Consider the following 23,625-nt stretch of genomic DNA (forward strand, 5'->3'; position numbering starts at 1 on the left):
TGGCCGATGGCTTGGTGCTCAGGCGTAAACGTCACGTTAGTCAGCGTTGGCAGAGACTGCGCCAGTGTAAAGCTCTGGCTTTCACTCACTTCAATGCCCGCAGAGTTCGTCCCTGTCACAATCACGGTATAAGTGCCGTTGGTTTGGTGACTCATATCAATCGCGTCACTGGTCCAATTGCCACCGGCTTGTACCGTCGCACTGCTGCTTTTCAATACCGTCGCGCTGCCTTGGGCTTTTACTTCAAGACGCAGGGACTGACCGTCAAAACGTGTCGACGTGCCTTCGAATTGTAGCGTGGCGGCATGCGTTTCATCCACACTGCCCACTGGCGCAATAGCTAAGGTTGGCGTGATCGGTAATTCGTGAGCGGTGTTATCCTCACCTATGTTGCCAGTCAAATCTTTAAATTGACTAACAACCAAGTCGACACTTAACAGCGCGGTGCTCGGAACTTGTACATCACCAACCCAGACCTTTTTATCTGCCGTTGCTGACAGAGAACTAATGCGATTTCCGCCAAGCGTAGCGGTCGCCTCTTGGAGCTCTTTATCAAACTGAAGCGAGACACTCACGCTTTGCCCCACGCTCTGATGCTCAGGGTTAAATGTCACATTGGTCAGTTTTGGTAAGGTTCCTTCAACCGCGATATTTAAACTGCTTCCTTTTCCAGGAATGGTGTTGGTACTTTGGTAGCTATCATCCTCTACCTGTATTGTTATGTTTTTATCTTGCTTTTCTGGACTGATGTAATTAACCGTCCACGTAACGTTGTCTGACGTGGACCACGTATCTTGCTTTAACGTTCCTGTTGCGCCGTTATCACTAGCGACAAGGTGGACATCTGAGATATCAAAGTTAGTAACTTCTTCTGTAAAGTTAAACGTAAGTGTAATCTCTTCACCTCCAAAAAGAGGGGCGCTTGAAGCAGTAGATATACTTAGCCCGGGAACGGTTGCCGCTTCCACATGCGCGTCAATAGAACTTTCACTCTTGTTATCCACCTTGTCTGTTGCTGCCACCGTGATCGTATGATCGCCTTTAGGTAACAAATAGCTTATGACATAAGGCCCCGCTTCGGTTGTCGGCTCAGTAATCGCTTGAGGAGCCACAGTGCTGCCACCACTCACCGCTTTTGACGTGACGAGATTTAAATTTTTATCTGTAATGTATGCGCTAATTTCTAGCTGATACTTATCGTTTGTCGGTACCTTAGAAATTTGATTAGCACTTAAGCCCGAAATACTTGGAGCGTCATAATCAACAATAGATTCGATAACCTTTCCATCATAACTTTTGCCCAGTAATTCAAAGCTTGTATTCTCTCTTCCAACTGAGTCCGTCACCGTCACCTTAAGGGTGTATGACCCTTGGTTATCGACGGCAAAGTTCATCATTCCATTACCACTAGATGAGATAACATCACCTGAGTAACGCAAGGAATCACCGAGGCTTGGAATAAGCTCCACAGAATATTGTGAAGCTTTCACTCTTTCTCCTTCCACAGTAGATACCGTAAACGGCTGGCTCGCCTTGGTAAAAAACAGTTTGCCCCCCTGCAAACTCGTAATTCCATCGAAATCAACCGTGACTTTAGGAACACTAATATCAATGACTTTTCTGATGTCTGAATATAGCCCAACACTATCTGTCGCTTTGATATCAACCGTGATTGAACCACGCCCCTCTAACTGAGATTTCGGTAGTTCAAAGTACGTAGATGAACCGTTCCCATCCTCTACTCTTTCTTCTTGATAGCTTGGGTTTAAAATTGAATAGTTTACTTTTGCCAGGCTGCTACCAGTGTCTGTTATGTCGAAACGAAAACGAACATTATCTGGATTTGTTGGCGATTCAGTTACGATAATCTCATCGCCAACACTTGGAGATGTATTGTCAACTTTAATATCAACGGTCGCTTCACCGACTCTCGACCAAACATCCGTTGCTGTAATCGTCGTCCTGATCGTTTTTCCATCCGCATCGCTAGGAAGTTCACTTGTAAATGTTGAACACTTGTAGGTTGGATCATCTGCACACACCTCTAATTGTGCAAACTTCTCCGGATTATCTTTATAGTTGTAGGATTCCGTTCCAAACCTGGCCATCACATTGTCTAGCCTAGAGTTTTCATACAGCTTAATTCTGAACTTGGCGACAAGCTGCTGACCATTAATGGTTGTGTTTCCAACCGGATCAGTAATTTCAACGACTACCGAACCTTTAGGTAATTCAAGCAATAGATCGTGCTCTGGCGTCAAGTTTCCTGCTAAATCAGATAAGTTCTTGATTTTGTATTCTTGAGTTGTACTCAGGCCATCAATAATATCGGCATAGGATTCAGAATACGTACACTTGATATTTCCAACACCTTTGGCACAAGTCGTTGGTGTATAAGCTTTGTTGCCAAGATTACGAACCAACTTTGGATATTCATCTGAACTTTCGGTATTCACGCCTGATAAAGCATCATTAAAAGAGAGCTCAAATGTGAGCATCTTCTTCTTCAAAGCTTCATCAAACCAAACATCACTTCCTTTAAAACTGTATGAGTTACCATCTACGACTGTCGGTGCATCAATATCCACCATCGAGAAATTGAACTTGTTGATCGTTTCACGCCCATTTGTACCCAAGGTTTTAGTGATCAAAGTAACAGGTGCTTTGGTCATGTTTTGCCCAACATTGACACTACAACTGTAAGGTTCTTGCGATACGTTGATAACACCAGAAGTTGGTTGCTCATTAGTTGGTGGCGCATCTAGAGAGTTGTATTCTTCACGAACCCAACACTCTAACGTTTTGGCTTTGACCGCACTCAATGTAGTAAAGGTGACATCAAGAACACCATCAGATAAGTAATTTTGGAAGTCCAGCGGGCTTTCAACCGTTAGAACCACGCCTTCACGCTGTACGCTAAAGGTTTGGTTTACTTTTCCAACCTTTCGGTCTTTTTCATCAAGGTAACGAACTTTGTTATAAACTTTGATATCAAGTTCATAATTACCATCTTTGGCAATTTGTGTAGAAAGCAACGTTGCAGTCCAAGTGCCATCTGCGGTTTCTGAGAACGTAAAGTTAGTCCCGTTTTGCTCTCCAGAGAATCTATACGTTGAGTCAATTCGATCAACGCCACTATCATCAACAATATCAAGCGTAAGTACGATATTCCCATCTTGATAGATGGTGTTGTTTGTAATTGGCGTTCCATCCGTGTAACTCATCGCCAGCGTCACCTGCGGGATTGAGTTGTACACTTTGACGGTAAAATCTTGCTCATCACTGGTTAAGGTTGTGTTGCCACGAACATCAGACCCTTTTAAACGAATCTTGTGTGTACCCGTACCTAAATCACCAAGGCTCACTTTGAGATCCTCATTGATTTTTGTACCAGGAGAGCCAGGTAATGGTTCCAGATCGCTAAACGTCCAATACTCTAGGCTTTCTCTATTTACGCCATTAATTGAAACATCACCGTTTGCATTTAGGTCTAGCGCCGTTAGGTCAAAGACATAGTTACCTAAGTAGTAGTCATTCGCATTGAAACCACTTAATCCTAATGTTGGCCCATCACGATCAAGAATAACCTTGTGCGTGTTAGAACTAGACTCAAAACCATATATATCGGTTGCTTTTACATACAATGACGTTGTTTTTTCATCTTCAGAAATGTCTATTTTATCTGTGTCACTCTTGATAAGAGACATGACAAACTCTTTAGATGAATCCGTTGGCACAATTGTCTTAATTGGCGAATCTTTACCACTTTGATACAGCGAGACTTGCTCAAGGTCTGAATCGTCTATTACGGATTTAAATCGCACATTGAACTCACGCCCTATGACATAGTTCTCTTTAGACAATGTGTCTTCAACCCAAGGCGTATTTAGGATGATTTCAGGGCCTTTGTTATCGACTTGGAAGGTAAATTTCCCTGTTGTACTAACATTGGCAGGGTAAGCGTTGTCCGTCGCAGTGACGTAAAATTCATTCCATTCATCGTAATCAAATGCTTTTGAAACCAGTTGGACTTTGACGTCAGGCTGTTCACCAACTAGGTATGGTACGTCACACGCCTCTGTTAGAGGGTCACAGCTTTCTAATGTCAGAGCCTGACCAGATCCGCGGCGTAAATCTATTTTTACGTTATTGCCTGAGCTTAACGTCCCCCAATCAATGACAGGTGCCCATTGGTTATTACCACCTAAACGGCTTTGAACCTGCTCACTTTTTACAATAGGAGCTTCAGAGTCGATACGAATATTGAATCTCGGAGCGGTGCTAGTTAACTCTGAAACGGAGTTACCTAAGTTGTCCTCTGCTGCTGCAACAACTAACCAATCTCCATCACCAGGATAAATCGTAGAGCCTTGATTTGAACAAATCTCGCCCGTACATAGTTTGACTTTAAACGCGTCTTTCGAGTTACTTGCAAAGTTTTCTGGTGTGTATGTTACTTTTTCACCGGTTTGCTGGTAGAAAACAAGGCCCCTCGAGGCAAGCTTATCACCAACAATATCCTCAACCTTGAAGGTTAATTCATGAGTATTGTTCGCATTTAAATAAATACCGTTTTCTACACGTTTACCATCGACATCATTGGGTGGAAGGTAACTGGCCTTAGGGAAGTCGTTATCAATAAACACCGATTCTATAAACGGAGATTTACCATTGTAACCATACGCATTGCCATGTGGGTCCATAGCACTGGTCTCCACGGCAAACTCTATAATATCTTTTAGTTCACTAGACTGGGAGTTAAGGGTGAAGAAGTACTCTTTTCGATAAGTATTGCTGCTGTCTGAGTTTTCTACGATGTTGATGTCCAGTGGTATTTCAATATTTGGCTCATTGGCTTGATACCACATCGTGCTAAACTTCGGGCCGTGAGCGTCGGTTCCTACAATACCAGAAGGATCGTCTAGGACAATTTTAGAAACAACCTCGCCAGCGATATAAAGCCTATTACCAACCATCGTCTCTCTACCGCTTTCAATGGTTAATTTTGGCTGCGGAGGCAAGGTATCGATACTGCTACCCTCTGTATCAAAAATGTTCTTACCATTTAAGTCAGGATTAGCCATCGAAATATCATCAGCATAGAGCTGCGCGATATTGGTCTCAATACCGTATTTGCTCGCCATGATTTCATAATAGGATTGCGCCAGATCTTTTCGGTAAGTTTCAGCGCCAAACGTGTAAGAATCGAGCGTAACTTGACTTCCTCCTGCCCCTACACCATTTGCTTTTCCATCGTAGCTAAAATCATCGTAAATAGCAGATGCAAAATCTAATGAGTTATTTCTTGGCATTCTCTCGGCAATACTATCAATTGCTTCAACAAGGAATCGGTGTAGATAGTCATTTGATGGCTTGTCTGGAATCGCTTTAGTCGTAAGCATTTCATTGGTTGCATAAGACACAACCGTTGGGTCAAACCCAAAGAATGAGTTGTTATTCGTACCTGATAACGCGTAGCGCACCTCATCAAGAATTTGAATCGCACGTTCTGAAGTTTTCTCTCCCGCTGTCACTTGATCCCACTGGAAATCAAACAAACCAGTCTGATATGTCGATAGTTCAGTAATATAGTAAGTTTGAGAACCTTTGAGCTTAAAATACACACCAATATTGGCCTTGTTTAAGTCAACCGTAACTTTCTTGGTCCCTGGATCTCTTTTCCATTGGTAATAGTATGGCTCACTGCCTTCGATACCAATTAAACGAACACGCATGAAATCATAATTCACTACGTCAGTTGTGGTTTCACAACTCGCTACGTCAAGAGCCATGGACTGGTCACTTTCCAGTTGCTGGATAGTGGTACAACTTGCAAGTGAAGTGAATTCACCACTTGGGCTCAACCCTTCAAGTTGAGCTCGCGCACCAATAAATGGTGTCACCACTTTTATGGTTGGTAGGTCAAAGCTACTTCTAAAATATACTTCTCTTGGAGTGCTTTCGTTATCAGACTCATCGATGGTTTGAATGACTAACTTTTGACTACTGTTTTCTGATACCGATTTAAAGCTGTCACCCAAAATATCTCTTACAAAAGGAATGTAATAAATGACATCCTCTACTCGCCCATTGCTATCTAACAGCGTTTCGTGCGGAATTTTTGCGATGTAATCGTCATCGGATGCGGTTGTGTCAATAACTTGCTGAAGTGAGTAGTTGTTATCGTTGTTTTGGCTTACGTAGTACTTGACGACGAGCTTAAGCTTATTAGCGTTGGAGCCTAAAACCGTATCGGTGTTTACGTCTGAAACTTTCACACGAACATAAGGGATTTTATTCTCTTTCAATAAATTAGCGTTGAAGTTACTAAAATCTATCCCTTTTAATGAGTTCTGAATCCCTAAACTTGCGTACGCATAGTCAATCTTCAGGAAATCGCGGCTTGCTTGAACATTGTCTGGGGTGTACGTATCTTGAGAGTAGATACCATCGTAAGTGGTTCGTTCACCATCTAAACCCACATTTACGTACGTCATTGACGTACCTTCAGGATAGGTTATCGTCTGTGCTGGCGCTTGATCGTCACGACTTACTGCATGCTGCGCAGCGCCCGTATTCCCTTTGCTATCCTTCGCTCGAACCTCAAAGACCGTCGTAGATAGGAATTCATCAGTTGGGTAAGCCTTACTAAACTCACAAGCATTTCCAGACTCTACAGTGACAGGAGAACATGTGACGCCCTCATGTAAGCCATCTTTAAATGAAATACTGACCGAACTAATCTCTTGCGAGCTTTCTTTTACAACCCCTTTCAGAACGTATTCTTTAAGTTGGTTATTAATTGCACTCGCCGATGTAATATCGATAACAGGCGCATCGTTATCCCATTCAAAGTTGATATGAAGACCCGAATGGCTGCCTGGAATTAACTCATTACCCAGTACATCCGCTGTATATAAGACTAACCGTGCTGCTGTTACGTTTGAGAGCCCTGTGGCAGGGTTCATATCTACACTATCGATCTCTTTAGTATTAATGTTAACTTTAACGTTGGTCTCTCGAAGGCCAACTTCAAAATCATCAAATTCAACCGAACAGAATGTGCTTCCAAAATCTTGTATGTCGTTACATTGAAATTCACCAGACCAAGAGCCATTAATCTGATACTGAATAAAGGCGGATACGTCTTCTACACCGATATCATCAACAATTTTTAGGTCAACTTTATCGGTGCCTGCAAGTACATCACGGTCAATGCGTGTCACGATAGGCGCTGTGGTATCAATCTCCGTCCCATCTCGCGGTGGAATGATGCCATCTGTACTGCCATATGTACCTAAGTCATTAAGCTTCTTACTAAAGTCGACATAGTCGGCAGCATCAGTACCAGAAATATTGATACTTGGGTCGTTTACCACGATCAAAACGTGCTGAGATAAGTCACGTGTGTAAACGTCGCTGTTTATCTTTTTCTGTCCAAAGCTGAGGGGAGTCACTGCTCCTGAAGTCTTGCTCACTTCAAGACCATCAAGAACACCATCTGCAATAACATCCCGATATTGGATGTCAGCGAAGTGCATCGAAGTGTAGACGTTATCGCTGTTGCCGTATTTTTTTATAAGATCGTAAGAGTAAGACGAGTATGCTGTTAATAAAGCACCGTATTGATGCCCAGCACTAGCAAAACTGCTTTGCCCACCTTTGGTAATATCAATAGGTTTGGTCTCATTTACGTCAAAACCATACATGCTATTGATACTATCCAAAGCGGTTGAAAAGGCACTTTCATCTGTGGCCCCCTGAGAAATTTTGTACTTTGCCAAGCCTGCTGCCAAGTTCGACAGCGGAGTAAGCATTAACTTTTGCTCACTCCCCTCTTTAAAGTTCACAACACCTTCAAATTTAAGTGTCTTCGCATTGCTCACAGATACCGTTTCATTTGTAAACGGATCGGTATAACTCCCCTCTTTTGCAACAACAAAAAGAGGCATTGACGACGATTCAAACTCTAGCAGATAGTTTCCGAAGGCATCAGACGTCGTGTTAGCCAACTTCCGACCTAAGTTTCCATTTTTGAACTCGAAAACCTCAATCTTGGCGCCATTGACTGGGGCGTCAAACACCATACCGGAAATGCTTCCTTTGCTTCTAGCTGGAGGTGTGTTGTCTCCTCCATCACCACCACCACATGCACTCAATAAAAGAGATGTAAGCGTAAGACCTAATGTTAATTTCAGCGTATTTTTAGCGAACATAGTAATTTGGAAAAATATATTTTCCCGAGATTATATTATTGAAAAATATTTTCTCAACGTGACATTAACACCAACAAAATAGGCATAAACACCAAGCCAACCGTCACTTTGACTGAATTATTAAAATTATTTTTACATCCTATAATTATTAACTTAGTTAAAACAGAGGAATTACTCATGCTTTAATGCTAGTTTTTATTTAAAATATTATACTCTACGCACAACTGTCAGTATTGATAAACCAACAAAACTAATGACTATTTTAATAATAAAAAGAAGTGTGCAAGCTCCTACCGTAGCCCTTATCACTACTGCGTTAATCATATTGATTAGCGTATCGCTTTCTCACTACTTCCTCACTCCTGTGGATAGGCTACCTACCATCAAGCCTTTAGAATTCGAAAGTGAGAATGTGCAGCCATCAATTAAAAAGAAGACTCGTAGGCAAAAAATCACTATCGGTGTTGTTGAATACTCTTTTGTCGCTTCATTATTAAAATCAGGAGTGAGTCAAAAAGAGATCAACTTGCTATTAGCACTTATCAAAAGCAAGTTTAATATTATTGACTCTATTAAAAGAGGTGATAACTTTATCTTAAGAACTAAATTAAATAGTAAAAATGAAACTTACATTAGTTCTTTTTACTATTTAGGCAGTAAAACTGATTTATTTATTATCAATGATGGTCACGGTAACGTATTTGATGAGCATGGTGTGTCGATAAATAATCAGTTCATGTTTTCTTCACCCTTTGATAAAAACTACAGAGTGAGCTCTGACTATGACTTAAAGCGAACACATCCAGTGACCAATATAACGACTCCGCACTTAGGCACTGATTATGCCACACCTGTAGGTACACCGATTCGTAGTATTGCTGATGGCATCGTTTTAAAGTCCCGCTACAACCGTTTTGCAGGCAACTACATTAATATCCGCCACACAAATGGCTCTGTATCACGCTACCTACACTTATCTCAGCGCAACGTCCATGTTGGTGAGAAGATCAGCCGAGGACAAGTGATAGGGAAAACGGGTAACACAGGAAGAACAACAGGGCCGCATTTACATCTTGAACTGCACATCAATGGTGTTCCGGTTGATTACGAGCGATACATTCAAAGGCACCCAAACACTGACGTAAATATAGAAATGCTGATTGCAGCGAGAAAAGAAAAAGCAGAGTTAACAGCGGAATGGCAACGGTATGAGCAGTCAAATAGGTAACAACAGCCACTTCGATTCGCTCTTTCTTCATTTATCTGAAGCGAGTCCTCGTAACCTTCTGAGCGCTTCGTAGTCTGTCGCCACTAACCAATTTCAGGATCAAAAAGAGCCGCTACATGCGGCTCTTAATGATTATAATTTCCCGATATTCCATCGGTTTCCCCTTTACCAAACACGTTGTCCTCTTGTTCTTGAACGCAAATGGTACGCGCCCTATCATGTTCACGTAAAAGATCAATAAAAGAATAAAATGATTACTCATTGTATTGGCTAGATATCTAATACAAAGAGGCCCAACAATACCTCTTTCTTACTTTCTAAACAGTGACGCTGTCACGATTATGAGTGGTTTCTATCATATTCAGCGCTTGCCTTTCTCAGCCCTTCTAAATCGTCTGAACATAAAAACCTCTTCAGGCTGTCGATTTTCTTATCAGGCCAATCATATATCCTAAGAGCAAGCAGTTCGTCTATCGTCTCTCGAGAAAAGCGATATTTGACATGCTTAGCTGGTGACCCCGCAACCATGCTGTAAGGCTCAACATCTTTCGTCACCACACTGTTTGCCGCAACGATTGCTCCTTCTCCGATAGTCACACCCGGCATTATCATGGATCGCATACCGAGCCAGGCGCCATCGCCAATATGAGTATCTCCTTTCCCGACGTACGCTTCTTCAATAAAGTCCATAAATGGGTACAAGGAGAACCAATCAGCTCTATGTGTACTGTTTCCCCCCATAACAATGACAACTTCCGCTGCAATACAGACAAAGTCACCTATATGTAACTTATCAATCTTCCATTTTGGTTCCCAATCTCGGCTGAACTCATCGCCTTGTAGATATCTTACAACAGACTCTTCAAAACCGGCGTCCCAACAATCACTGTAATAACTATGTTTACCTTTAATCGTTATATTTGGGTTCGTAACAACTTCATGTAGCAAAGTCACCTTAGACCAATGCTTAGTTTTCATGAATACTCCTATAAATACTATCTAATAAAACACTGTAGATAGTATGTATCTAAATAAGCTCTAATAATTACGTAGTGCCTATTACCACTAAAATTTACTTCACCACTGAGCTAATAATATGGTAAGCAGCCTCTACTCTTTCTGCATTAGGGTAGTTTTTATTCGCCAGAATCACTATGCCTATTTTTTCAGAGGGTACATACGCGACATATGCCCCAAAGCCACCTGTTGAGCCCGTTTTGTTATACCAAACGTCACGACCGAGAGTACCAGATACACTTGCTTGAACCGGTTTAGCTTTGAGAATTACATCGCTGGAGTTACCCTTCAATAATTGCGAAAGTGAAACGGGGTAATCATAACCCTCCCATCCTACGGCTTGTGTAAACGTGTCGGTATCAAAATACTTAGTATGAGTTCTCTCTAGCGCATTTTCTATATCAGTATTAAGTTGCGCTTGACCCATATTTGCTTCGATATATTGAAGCATATCTAAGCTTGTTGATTTAATACCATAGGCTTGTGCATCAAGAATACCTGGATTAACTCTAACGGGTTTTCCCTCAGAACTATAACCAAAAGCATAGTTGTTAAGCTTATCCTTTGGTACATCGACAAAGGTATTGGTCATACCGAGCTCAGGCAGGATGACGGTTTCCATCATTTCCGTATAGTCTGACTTCATACTCAAGGCACCGATGTAGCCAAATAGACCAATACTAGGGTTTGAGTACTTCCTCTTAGTACCGGCTTCGTACTCCGGTTTCCACGTTTTGTAGTACTGCATCATTTCAGCGTCGTTCGTACTTCGCTAGGGAATTGCAATGGTAGACCACCTGCAGTGTAGGTGGCGACATTAACTAGCTTGGTATTACCCAGAGCACTATTCTCTAATTCTGGAATATAATCTTTGACCTTGTCATCCATGTCTAGCTTACCTTTTTCTTGGGCGTACCCAGTCAAAGTAGCAGCAAAAGTTTTACTGATAGAGCCGAGTTCAAAAATTGTGTCGTTGGTGACTAAACTCCCCTTACTTACGTCAGCCAAACCGTAATTATAAAAATAACGTTTACCATCAATCGTTACTGCAACAGCCAACCCCGGAATGTCGTATTCGTTGATTAATCCTTTAGCGCATTCATCAACTACGCTCTTTAATTGACTGCTAACCGTTAACTCCGTTTTCGCAAACGTGACGAAAGAAGTGAGCGATAAAATGGCCAGCAAGGCATTGTTTAACTTCATTGAACCCTCAATTTTTTAATTTTAACTTATAATTAATTTCTAGTTTATTCCAAGGCTTTTAACTTTTTATATAAAAGTAATCCTGACTTGAAGAACTCCAATCGTTAACCCTCGATGAATAACACTGTGTCTTCAAATTTTTAGTGCGATATAAACAGGTCTAAACCTGACCACCGTTGATAGGTAGGCCGGTTAGATACGAATGTAAGTAACATCCGTTTCCAAAATGGGGAAATAGTGTACTCAATTACGCTTTCTCCATATCACGATAACGGTATACTAGGTAGATATACTTGGTATATACAGATCCACATCCTCACAACGCTTTAGAACCACTTTTCAACGTCTACAGAGAAAACGATGCCATTTTCACTACACTTCGAAACTGGAAAAGTCACCAGCCAACAACTTTACTCCGAGATATACCAAGGGATATTAGAAGGCAGATTACGATCAAATGAGAGATTACCATCAACTCGCATGCTGTCGAAAAAGTTAGGCATAGCAAGAAACACTGTCATTTCGGTGTATGAGCGACTTCAGTTCGAGGGGTGGATAGTAAAAAAGGCAGGGTCTGGCACGTACGTAAGTAATGCTCTAGAACAAACGGTGAATCAAGATAAGAGACCAATAAAACACTACCAACTAGGGGTGTTTGGCACTAACGCATCGAAGAAGCCAGAGATCATCGCACCAAAGAATCTAGACTATGACTTCACTTTAGGCGTTCCTGATCATCAGAGAATAGCAAAGCATATTTGGCGACACTCAAGACTGAGTAGGCTCAATGCATTAACTCCAGAGTTTGCACATGGCGGTGATTTACAAGGGTTAGCTTGTTTACGAGAGTCTATCTGCGAGTATGTGAGACACTCGAGAGGCGTAATCTGTGACCCTGAAGACATCATCATTACTCAAGGGTGCCAGCAGGCAATAATGACGACTCTCCTTACATTACTCTCTCCCGGGGATCTCGTGTCGACGGAAGATCCAGGATATCCTGTTTTTCGGAATCAAGCTCGATTACTTGGCGCGCAAATAGGCTCCGTGCCGATGGACGACCAAGGTGTTGTCGTTGAATCAATCCCTTCTAATGCCAAAATTATTTATACAACGCCTAGTCATCAGTTCCCTTTAGGCTTTAGCTACTCAGCTGACAGGAAGTTAGAACTGCTGAGATGGGCAGAAGTTAATAACGCAATCATTATCGAAGATGATTATGATTCGGAATATCACTATCTCAATACCAGTAAGAAAGCTCTCAAGTCACAAGACAAAAATGACTGCGTCGTTATGATAGGCAGTTTCTCTAAAATACTATTTCCCGGCATACGCATTGGCTATATGATTCCGCCAAAGTCTTTAATAGAGCCAATTTCAAATATGTTATGGCACTTGGGAAGAAGTACATCTGTAGTGTCTCAAATCCTACTTGACGAATTCATGCGTGACGGTCATTTCTCTCACCATTTACTCAATATGAATAAAATCTACAGCGAAAGGTATAATAAGCTAACTCAATTAATTGACAACATAGATTGCTTACAACGTATTCCAAGCCAAGGTGGATTGCATATAGCAGCTGAAGTATCGGGATGCGCGACACAAATGATGAATAAATTTGCTTCATCAAATGTAGCGGTTTACCCATCATCGCATTTTTCTATCAACAATCATTCTAATGCCCTCTTATTTGGATTTGGCATTATTCCTACCCAAAAAATAGAAAAAGCATTTGATATTATTCAATCAATATTGGATTAAAACAGATATAAAATTATCGTTTTGCTCGGTATCAATTTATCGTCGCAGTTATCAGCATCAGGGCGACAGCCAGCGTGGAACGCTTTTCAACCCAATAAGGTTTCAATACGAACTGTGTCGCTCTGACACGCTTGGTTTGGCTTCAGCCCCAACACTATATTTCTTCGACTGTAAACGTACTAGGTTCAAAGTAAAGCGACGTATCACGCTGACATTTGCAGCACTACCAACAACCCTATTGCGTAAATCATCTTCTTTTAAGTTAAGTTCACATCGAGCATTCAATGAACCTTATTTTTCTAATATCGAACCGTAAGTTCTGTTTAACACTCTATCAAAACACTATCTTTCGCTAGATGTTAAAGAAGAAAAGACTTCAAGGTAATTAAGGATTTGTTATAGACTATTGACCTACATAATAAAGAGCACAATCACGACATTAATCTCCAGTGATTTACCATACCGCTTCATGAGCAATTGGGATATAAATTATCGAAAAATACCAAACCATAAGTTAATACGCTGCTAACGGCTCAAAAAAATAACGAAGTTGTAGCGCAATTATATCAACATCATTTTCATGTAAAAAATAACGAGCGCCTTGGACACCGATCTCCCAATTATCTGAGAGGTTGTAGCCAACTTCTGCACCAATATATCCATCAAAACCATCCACTTCCGTCGTTATCTTGCTGCCTTGATACGTACTTTCAATATCGGTATCCCAGAACAAGCCCCCCAAACTCAGTTTTGCGGACCATGAATTGTATTGCCAGAACTTATAACCGATGTCGAAGCCCATGCCCTTAACAAGGAGTGGGGCTATAGATGCGACATTGGCGTGATAGTCTTCTGGTGAAGTAGTAGCACTACGCAATGTAGCACTACCTTCACCCATATCAATATAACGAATAGTTCCAGACCATTGATCAGAAAAAGTATATCCCAACCCGACAGAGCGATAGAACCCGGTGTTGTCAGTAGAGATTACGTTATCACCTTTAACAGCATCACGCTCATCTGCATGGCTTGACCCCATTTGAACATCAACATACCAGCCCGCTTGACTACTAAAACTAAACACAGCAATTAGTGCTAGAGCACTGTTTCTTCCATAACGTTGCATGGCTCCTAACAAAATCAAAAGCATCAACACCATGCCACCCAATGATCCTGCTGAAGTATTTTCAACCTTTACATCTCTTACCAACTTAACGGTCACTATAACTTTCCCCGCGTCTTGCAGGCCTTGGCTATCCTGAATGATATATGTCAACACATCATTGCCTTCAAACCCTGAGGTAGGGGTATAGGTCACGCTCTGATCTGCATTCATGACCGCCTGCCCATACTGCGCTTGGACTGAAACCAACTTCAATGTGTCGTTATCCGGATCGGTATCGTTAGCAAGGACATAAACCGTGACAGGGGTACGATCATCGGTGGTAATATTATCGTCCACCGCATTCGGATTCTGACTGTTTACCACATTTACCGTCACCTTCGCCGATCCCGTTCCACCATTACCATCCGTTACGCTATAAGTGATCAAAGCCTCCCCGTAGTACTGTGGTTGAGTGACATAACTTAGTTTGTTATCAACCACACTAACACTACCAATATCTACAGAAGCGCGACTTACCTTCAGCCCATCAGCATCAGCATCATTGCTCAATACATCGATCGTCACCGTACCATTGAGACTAACAAACGCATTGTCGTCAATCGCTTGAGGGAGTGTATTATTGCTTACACGAGCGGCAACGACGCCAGGGTCAACGACACTGCCATTAGCCAATCCGTCATCATCGTTCGGACCACCGTCTTCAATGGTAAGTTGTACACACCAGTCACCTTCAGTCAGACCCTGTGACCATGAACTGTGCCCTGGTGGCGGACAATAACCAGCCTCGCCAGCACTAGAAGAAACCGTGTTTTGAGCATCCTCAATAAAGTCTATCCACCCCTGTTCAGCGTTATACTTTCGGTACACTGCATTTGCTGGAACAGGTAAACGCTGAGGCAAAACTAATTGATAGCTTTGGCCGGGCAGCGGCAAATTAGTTACTACAAAATCAAAGATTCCCCCTATGCTCTTCATGTTGATATCTTTAGGAAGCTCCTCATCCAGCAATAAAGCTCCTCCTGTTGCGTTAGTCAGAATGGTTATTCCTTTGCGTAAACAGACACCTGGCTGCCCCTCAATGAGGAAGCGATCTTTTTCTGACACAACCTGTTGAATTACGTTACAGTCAGAAATTGCATCAAGATAATCAGGGATACCATCACCATCACTATCATTATGACCTTCTTGATCATCCGGGATTAAGTCGCCATCACTGTCTTCACTCCCGAGCTCCGCCAATGTTTGTACCACTTCTAAATAGACATTCCGTGTCACTGATAATGGTGGAGTGCCATTGTCAGTAACTGTCAATTGCAAATTGTAAATCGCTGAACTCAGTAATTGCGGAGAGAAAGTCAATGTTTCGCTGTACATCTGCCCCGCAATCGCTTGGTTAAGTACATCGCTATCACTACTCCATCTGAAACTGTGTATATCGGACATATTGGCATCACTAACACTGCTCGTGATTGTGACCGGTTCAACACCATTTTCAATTTGGCTCCGCTGCTCCCCCGTCTGAGATACACTTACCGTGACCTTCGGAGCCACATTCTCTTCAAAGATTGTCAAGGTGTAACGACGCTTACTACCTAGATTAAGGGTGCTGTCCAGATCAATCACTAAGGTTTCAACGCCCTCATTTTGTCCATCATTAAGTAGTTCGAACGAAAGTTTGCCTTCGGTACCACTAGGTATCACCACTTCACCAGAGGTGAGCGTGTGGTCATCACTGTCCGTGCTTCCTGAAACCGTATAAGGTATGATTACTGGGTAGCTCGGCGAAGGACCGTTAAGGTGTATCGATACGCTATGATTGGTGCCTTCCGTGGTTTGCGCATCTTTGGAGATACTTATCAGTGGATACACTGTTACCGTTTGACTAGCTTCAGCGACGTTTCCATCAGAGTCTTGAGTGCGCCAATAGACCGTATTAGTTCCAGGTCGGAAAAAGGTCGTGCTGTCGACCAATGAAACAGGTAATAGCTTGCCTGTACTATCTCGTGCCACAGCAGAGCCTAATGCAACTTTAGTAAAGAGCGAAGTTGCGTTCACTTCGATATCTGAAGGTGCGGCTATTGTTGGTGCGTCCAATTTCGCACTTTTAATTGTCACGATTGCTTTCGCGGTGGCCTTTCCACCGTTACCATCTTTCACACTGTATTGCACTGCCACTGTACCAATTGAGGTCGTTACCAATTGGATTTGACTGCCCACAATCGTTGCCGTTCCAGATGTAGGTTTAACCCATTCCAGTTGTAATGTATCTAGATCAACATCGCTGTCGTTGCTGAGTACATCCAATAAGTAGCTACCATCGTTACTCTCGGTAAAGACATAGGTATCATTAACCGCCACTGGCTCATCATTAACGTTGATTACCGTGATGCTAAACGCTGCTAAAGATGTGCTTAGCTCACCGTCTGAGACACTAATAACAATATTATTGGTGCTGCCAACATGCTCATTTTCCGGCGTACCACTTAGCAACCCAGTTGCTCTATCAAAGGTTGCCCATGATGGTTTATTGCGGATTGAAAAGCTCAAGCTACTACTATCAACATCCGATGCCTGCAGCGCAAAGCGGTACGTACTGCCTTCGTTGACGGTAAGAGCAGGAGTGCCACTGATCACTGGCGCGTCATTGACATTGTTAACCACAATACTGAATCTATTGAGCATTGTGGTCGTGAGACCATCAGAAACCGAGATAACAATGCCCTGATATTTGCCAACATCACCATTATCTGGTGTACCACTAAGCGTGCCTGTTGATGCATCAAAGCTAGCCCAAGATGGCTTGTTCACGATACTGAAGGTGAAGGCTTGGCTGTCAACATCTGACACTTGTGGCGTGAACAGATAGGTGCTGTCTTCATTCACTTGTGTTGCTGGTGAACCAGAGATAACGGGTGCATCGTTAACGTTATTCACAGTAATCGAAAAAGCTGACAATGAGGAAGAAATAGAGCCATCGGATACGCTAATCACGATACCTGGATAAGTCCCCACATAACGGTTACTTGGCGTGCCAGAAAGCGCTCCTGTTGTCTTGTCAAATGTAGCCCAAGGTGGCTTGTTAGCTATCAAGTAGGTCAGAGTATCCGCTGGGTCATTGTCCAATGCCGCGGGCACAAACTGATACACACTATCTTCATCAACTTGCGCCGATGGGGTACCCGTAATCACTGGCGCGTCATTAACGTTATTCACCGTGATGGTCACTAACGCCACTCCAGAGGTAAGTTCTCCGTCACTTACGCTGTAAGTGAAACTGTCCTGACCAAAGAAGTTACTGTTACCCGTATAAACCGCGTGATTGCCTGTGACGGTAACATTACCGTTGACTGGCGATTTTACAATTTGATAGCTCAAAGATGAGCCTTCTGCATCGTTACCATTTAAAGTAATGGTCAGCGGTATTTCTTCCTCTCCCGTAGCACTGATATCGGTCGCGGTTGGTGTATCGTTGACTGCATTAACCGTCAAATCGACACGAACCTCTGTCGAGTCGAGATCACCGTCGTTGACCTTGAACAAGAAGAAGTCGGAGCCATTGAAGTCCGCTTCTGGTGTATAGCGCCAACTATTATTGGTCAACTGCTCTAGCACGCCATGACTGACTTGCTCAGTGATAAGATACTGCAGAGTGTCATCATCGTTATCAATATCTGAACCAACCAACGTGATCACCAAACTATTGTCTTCATCAAGCGTTTGTGACTGTGCTTGCGCCATTGGTGCGTCGTTGACTGGTGTTACTGTCATGGTCACTGTTGCGGCGTTAGATACAGCACCTGCTAAGTCTGCCACCGTATAGGTGAAGCTATCTTCACCGAAGTAGTTCTCATTGGGGTTGTAAACAATCGCTCCTGACGCCGTCACGTTCACACTGCCATGTGCTGGCGTATCGACGACTGTGACACTAGTGAGTTCAAAACTGTCTCCAACATCGGCATCACTATCATTGCCTAATACATTGACCTCGAAGGAGCCTCCCTCTAGTAGTTGTGCACTGTTATCAACAGCAACGGGGGCATCATTCACTGGCGTAATATTGAGCGTGACGGTTGCAGGCACTGAGACTGCTTGACCACTATCGGTTAGCATGTAGGTAAAGCTATGTTGACCATTAACGTTCGCTGTTGGCACAATCTTTAAGGTCCCATCGACATTGACACTGACCGTGGCAAAACTGTATACCCCCTCTCCTTGACCAAGATCTTGCAGGGTAATACTACTCGGGGTGAATGACCCATCTTCAATATCACTGTCGTTACTTAAAATATCGAGTGTCGATGTGATATCTTCATCAAAAGTAAAACTGTCTTCCTCCGCTACTGGTGAGTCATTGACGGAACCGATATTGACGCTGACCGTGGCCGCAAGAGAAACGCCGCCTTCACTGTCTGCGATCGTGTAAGTAAAGCTATCGCTACCATTTTCATTCGGATTCGGCGTATATACAAAAGTGCCTACAGTTTGATCAATGGCTACTTGTCCTTTTTGAGGCAAACTAACTAACGATAAATCACCCGTTGGGATGCCATCTTCAACATCCTCCGCTTGACTACGCGCGCTGACTGCTGCGCTTGCGGTATCTTCGTCGGTGTTGATAGTCAGCGCTTTAGCGACTGGCGCATCATTTATAGCCATGATAGTGACGGTCACTGTCGCCTCTTGCGACTCCTGCAGCAGGGCATCTTTCACGGTATAGGTAAAGCTATCTGTGCCTGTCTCATTATTATTTGGCGTATAGGTAACAACGCCGTTGCTGATCGACACCTGACCTTTAATTGGTTGCGTTTTAATCGTTGTAGAAGAAGCGACCATGTCATCATTAACATCGGAATCGTTGGCTAACAGATTAAATTGTTTCGCCGTATCTTCCTCAGTCGAGAAGCTATCATCAACTACCGTTGGCGCGACATCGTAGCGTTTGGTCACAGTATCCGTCACTGCATCAGATGCGTTGCCTGCGGCATCGGTTACCACCACGCTTACTGTCAACGTCCCCTCTTGCAAAATAGTGACGTCAATGCCCGTTACTTGCATGGTCTCCGAAGAAATTGTTTGACTAGCGCCGTCAATGGTCGTGGTACCGTCGGTCACGCTATAAGTGAACATCGCGTTCACTTCAGCTGCTGCGAAGGTAAAGCTCATCGCCTGTTCGTTGGTTTTGTTAATGCTCTCCTGATCAATGCTGATGCTATGTCCAGTCGGGATCCCCGTATCCACTGAGATCAACAACTGAGTCGCTGCTGTATTGAGGTTGCCAGCTGCGTCACTAAATTTCTCGGCTGCAACATCAATAGTTGCATCCTCAGTGCTTTCTTCTGCAGGTGTAAAGGTAGCCGTGTAACTGGCGCTACTGCCCGCAAAGTTAGAAAGAGTTCCTCCAGCCACGGTCACATCGGCTTCGGAAAAATCAGTTGCGGCTTCACTCAAGGTAAACGTGAGTGTTGCCGTTTCACCCGCTTTCAACGCAGCGCTGGAGCTAGTGATACTAACGGTTGGAAGCACAGTATCGACGCTGATGGAAAGTGGTGTAGCTGCACTATTGGTGTTACCAGAGGCATCGGTAAATGTGCCTGTGGCAACTTCAATAGTACCGCTCGTCGCACTCTCTTCCGTTGGTGTAAAGGTCGCAGTGTAGCTGCTACCACTGCCAGCAAAACCAGACAAAGTACCGCCACTAACCGTGATATCCGCCTCGGTAAAATCGCTCGACGCTTCACTTAAGGTAAAGGTAATGGTCGCCGTTTCGTCCGCTTTCAGCGCCAATTTATCACTGGAGATAGTCACACTCGGCACTAAACTATCAACGGTTATAGACAGTTGAGGCGCAGCAGTGTTGCTATTCCCGGCAGCATCGGTAAAGAAATCTGCCGCCACGTTAATCGTCGCTGTACTTGTACTGTCTCTATCCGGCGTAAAGGTGGCCGTGTAATTGTCACCGCTGCCCGCAAAGTTAGACAAACTGCCGCCAGTGACGGTGACATCTGACTCAGTAAAGTCACTTGAGAACTCACTTAAGGTGAACGTGATACTCGCCGTTTCGCCAGAGATCAAATCAAGGTCTGAGCTGCTCAAAGAAACAGTTGGCCTCACGTTATCTAACGTAATTGTTGTGCTATCTATACTGGAGGTGTTGCCCGCCGCATCGCTCTGGCTCGCCGCGACCGTCAGGGTGCCGTTGTTAAACGCACTTACATCAAACTCACTGCCAATAGTCGTCCAAGCCCCGGTATTGTCGGCCGTCACCGTACGACTGACTGAGTTGTTATTGTCCGTGATGGTCACGGTCACACTATTGCCAGCCTCCGCGCCGGAGCCAGCAATCAGCACATCATTGTCTTCTGCCGCATTGACGATACCGTCGATTGCAATCGGCGTGGAAATGGTAACAGCGGATGGCGCTGCGTTATCTAGGGTTACGCTCTGGGTGGCTACGGTGGAGATATTACCTGCTATATCAGCTTGGGTTGCAGACACAGTCAGGGTGCCATTGCTCAAGCCACTGATATCCAGCTCGCTGCCGCTCAACGTCCAGTTGCCTGAGTTGTCGGTCGTCACCGTACGACTGACAGAGCTGTTGTTATCCGTGATAGTCACGGTCACGCTGTTGCCTGCTTCCGCGCCGGAGCCAGCAATCAACACATCGTTATCTTCCACTGCATTAACAATACCATCGGTTTCAATCGGTGTAGTGATGGTCACAGCTGATGGTGCGGCGTTATCTAAGGTAATGCTCTGGGTGGTCACTCTGGAGGTATTACCCGCCGTATCCGATTGCGTCACAGCAACTATGAGTGTGCCGTTGTTCAGGCCACTGACATCAAGCTCACTGCCGCTCAACGTCCAGCTGCCTGAATTGTCGGCCGTCACCGTACGGCTGACAGAGCTGTTATTGTCCGTGATAGTCACGGTCACGCTATTGCCTGCTTCCGCACTGAAGCCAGCGATCAGTACGTCGTTGTCTTCTGCCGCATTGACGACCCCATCAGTTTCAATCGGCGTATTGATGATTACAGCAGATGGGTCTGCATTGTCCAGAGTAATACTCTGGGTGGCTGCGGTAGAAGTATTACCTGCTATATCTGCTTGGGTTGCAGACACAGTCAGGGTGCCGTTGTTAAACGCACTTACATCAAGCTCACTGCCGCTCAACGTCCAGTTGCCTGAGTTATCGGCCGTCACCGTACGACTGACAGAACTGTTATTGTCCGTGATAGTCACGGTCACGCTGTTGCCTACTTCCGCGCCGGAGCCAGCAATCAGTACGTCGTTGTCTTCTGCCGCATTGACAATACCATCGGTTTCAATCGGCGTGGTGATGGTCACTGCTGATGGGGCTGCATTGTCTAGGGTAACACTCTGGCTAGCTGCGGTGGAGATATTACCTGCTATATCTGCTTGGGTTGCAGACACCGTCAGGGTGCCATTGTTCAGGCCACTGACATCCAGCTCGCTGCCGCTCAGCGTCCAGTTGCCTGAGTTGTCGGCCGTCACCGTACGACTGACAGAGCTGTTATTGTCTGTGATAGTCACGGTCACGCTGTTGCCTGCTTCCGCGCCGGAGCCAGCGATCAACACATCGTTGTCTTCTGCAGCGTTGACGATACTGTCAGCCTCAATCGGCGTGGTAATGCTCACTACGGATGGTGCTATTGTATCAATGGTGACACTTAACGCGTTGGATGCCGAGCTAACATTATCATCGCTATCAGACGCTTTAGCACTTATTGCATGTGTAATACCAGACGCCAACTCATTGGTTGTTATCTGCCAGTTTCCTCCAGTAGCAGTGCCTGTGCCAATAACCGTTGCACCTCCACCGACTTGATCACTGTATAAAGTAACGATCGATCCACTCTCAGAAGTCCCACTAAACGTTGGTGTAGTGTCACTGGTAATATTATCAGTATTTAATGGCCCGGTATCCGAACTAGCATCTAAATCGGGTGTAGATGGCGCATTTGGCGTGGTATCGACTGTCGTAAAGTTAAATGTGGCATCATCGCTGATCCCAGCGAAGCTATTATTTGCGCTGTCAGCCACGGCACTGGATTCAATATGAATGGCGTAGGTCCGGTTCCCTGCCAGATCACTGGTTGGGTTTAAGTAAACTTTATTGTTGGTAACACTGATGCGACCAGCGCCTGGTGATGTTGTTGTGCCATCGCTTTCGGTGGCAACATTAAATACTTCAAAGTCGCGACTGTCGGTAACATTACGAATGGTAATATTGCCGCTCTTCAGCTCAATATTTTCATCGAAGGCAATCTCGATGTTGTTGCTAACAGAAACATTGGTTGCATCATCAGTGGGAGTTGAGCTCGCACTGACAAAAGTAGGCGCGGTAGAGTCTGAAACCGCAGCGTCATCAATCTTGATACTTCTGATAAGATAACGAGAGTCAGCACCCGGACTTCGGGTAAACGCCATAGTCACTGTATCAACGTCCTGCCATGCCGAATCATTAAAATCTGTACCACGGGTCAGGGTAAACAAGTCCTGTAACCCTGAGTTTGCTTCACCACCTTTTGGCAAGGTGACAGTTTCGGTCACTGTTTGAATATCATTAGAGAAGCCAGTTAACACAAGTTGATACGTTTTATCTGAGTCTCGGGCCGACCCCTGCATATAGGTAATTTCGTCGAAACTGAAGTTAGTACTTGATTTCTCAAAAAAGCGGAAGCCACGCTTGTTGAACTCATTAATCATGGTATTTGAGTAAAGAACACCAGCTACAAATCCGAGGTCATTTAGGCCAGTAAACGGAGTGCCATCCGAGCTAGTGCCCGCATCTAATACCATAGATACAGTACCTGCATTGGTAAGAGTGACTGAGGGCATACCCCCTGTGACGCCGGTCTCCACCTCACTAAAATTGGAACCTGAACCATTAGAGTAGTTAATCGTTTGCTGTGCAGCCCAGGCTCCACCGGAAAAAAACGCTGAGAACACCCATGCTGTTGTAATTGCGATCGCAACCTGACGATGTAATCTCATTTTCCTCTCCTGAAGATGACGGCCTTATCAACATGGCCGGGTTATCATAATCA

At 44.1% G+C, this 23,625-nt stretch carries 7 protein-coding genes; 2 read left to right on the top strand and 5 right to left on the bottom strand.

From position 1 onward, the window contains the following. On the bottom strand, nucleotides 1-8,087 hold an 8,087-nt coding region (locus R7P72_RS02185; protein WP_318110370.1), incomplete at its 3' end, for a hypothetical protein. Between the two features lie 382 nt (nucleotides 8,088-8,469). On the opposite strand from R7P72_RS02185, the gene R7P72_RS02190 reads away from it, so the two are divergent. Continuing rightward, complete coding sequence (locus R7P72_RS02190) at nucleotides 8,470-9,444, top strand: peptidoglycan DD-metalloendopeptidase family protein (RefSeq protein ID WP_025998710.1); 975 nt, start codon at nucleotides 8,470-8,472, stop codon at nucleotides 9,442-9,444. A 339-nt stretch (nucleotides 9,445-9,783) separates the two neighbouring features. On the opposite strand, the gene R7P72_RS02195 is transcribed toward R7P72_RS02190, so the two are convergent. The 3 genes from R7P72_RS02195 to R7P72_RS02205 all read right to left on the bottom strand — a co-directional run bounded on the left by R7P72_RS02195 (nucleotide 9,784) and on the right by R7P72_RS02205 (nucleotide 11,667). Next, nucleotides 9,784-10,422, bottom strand: coding sequence for a CatB-related O-acetyltransferase (locus tag R7P72_RS02195; RefSeq protein ID WP_005373432.1), 639 nt, complete (start codon nucleotides 10,420-10,422; stop codon nucleotides 9,784-9,786). 94 nt (nucleotides 10,423-10,516) lie between these two features. Next, nucleotides 10,517-11,212, bottom strand: a complete 696-nt coding sequence (locus R7P72_RS02200; protein ID WP_318110371.1) for a serine hydrolase — start codon at nucleotides 11,210-11,212, stop codon at nucleotides 10,517-10,519. Then, nucleotides 11,209-11,667, bottom strand: a complete 459-nt coding sequence (locus R7P72_RS02205) for a serine hydrolase (RefSeq protein ID WP_318110372.1) — start codon at nucleotides 11,665-11,667, stop codon at nucleotides 11,209-11,211. The genes R7P72_RS02200 and R7P72_RS02205 overlap by 4 nt, the downstream gene beginning before the upstream one ends. Before the next feature lie 360 nt (nucleotides 11,668-12,027). Between R7P72_RS02205 and R7P72_RS02210 the strand changes: the two genes are divergently transcribed. Beyond that, on the top strand, nucleotides 12,028-13,431 hold the full coding sequence (locus R7P72_RS02210) for a PLP-dependent aminotransferase family protein (RefSeq protein WP_005373437.1): 1,404 nt from the start codon (nucleotides 12,028-12,030) through the stop codon (nucleotides 13,429-13,431). A 514-nt stretch (nucleotides 13,432-13,945) separates the two neighbouring features. On the opposite strand, the gene R7P72_RS02215 is transcribed toward R7P72_RS02210, so the two are convergent. Beyond that, nucleotides 13,946-23,572, bottom strand: a complete 9,627-nt coding sequence (locus R7P72_RS02215; protein WP_213907156.1) for an Ig-like domain-containing protein — start codon at nucleotides 23,570-23,572, stop codon at nucleotides 13,946-13,948. Between the last annotated feature and the right edge of the window lie 53 nt (nucleotides 23,573-23,625).

Origin of the sequence: Vibrio sp. Vb0888 (genome assembly GCF_033338835.1) — a bacterium.
In the GTDB taxonomy this organism is placed as follows: domain Bacteria; phylum Pseudomonadota; class Gammaproteobacteria; order Enterobacterales; family Vibrionaceae; genus Vibrio; species Vibrio alginolyticus.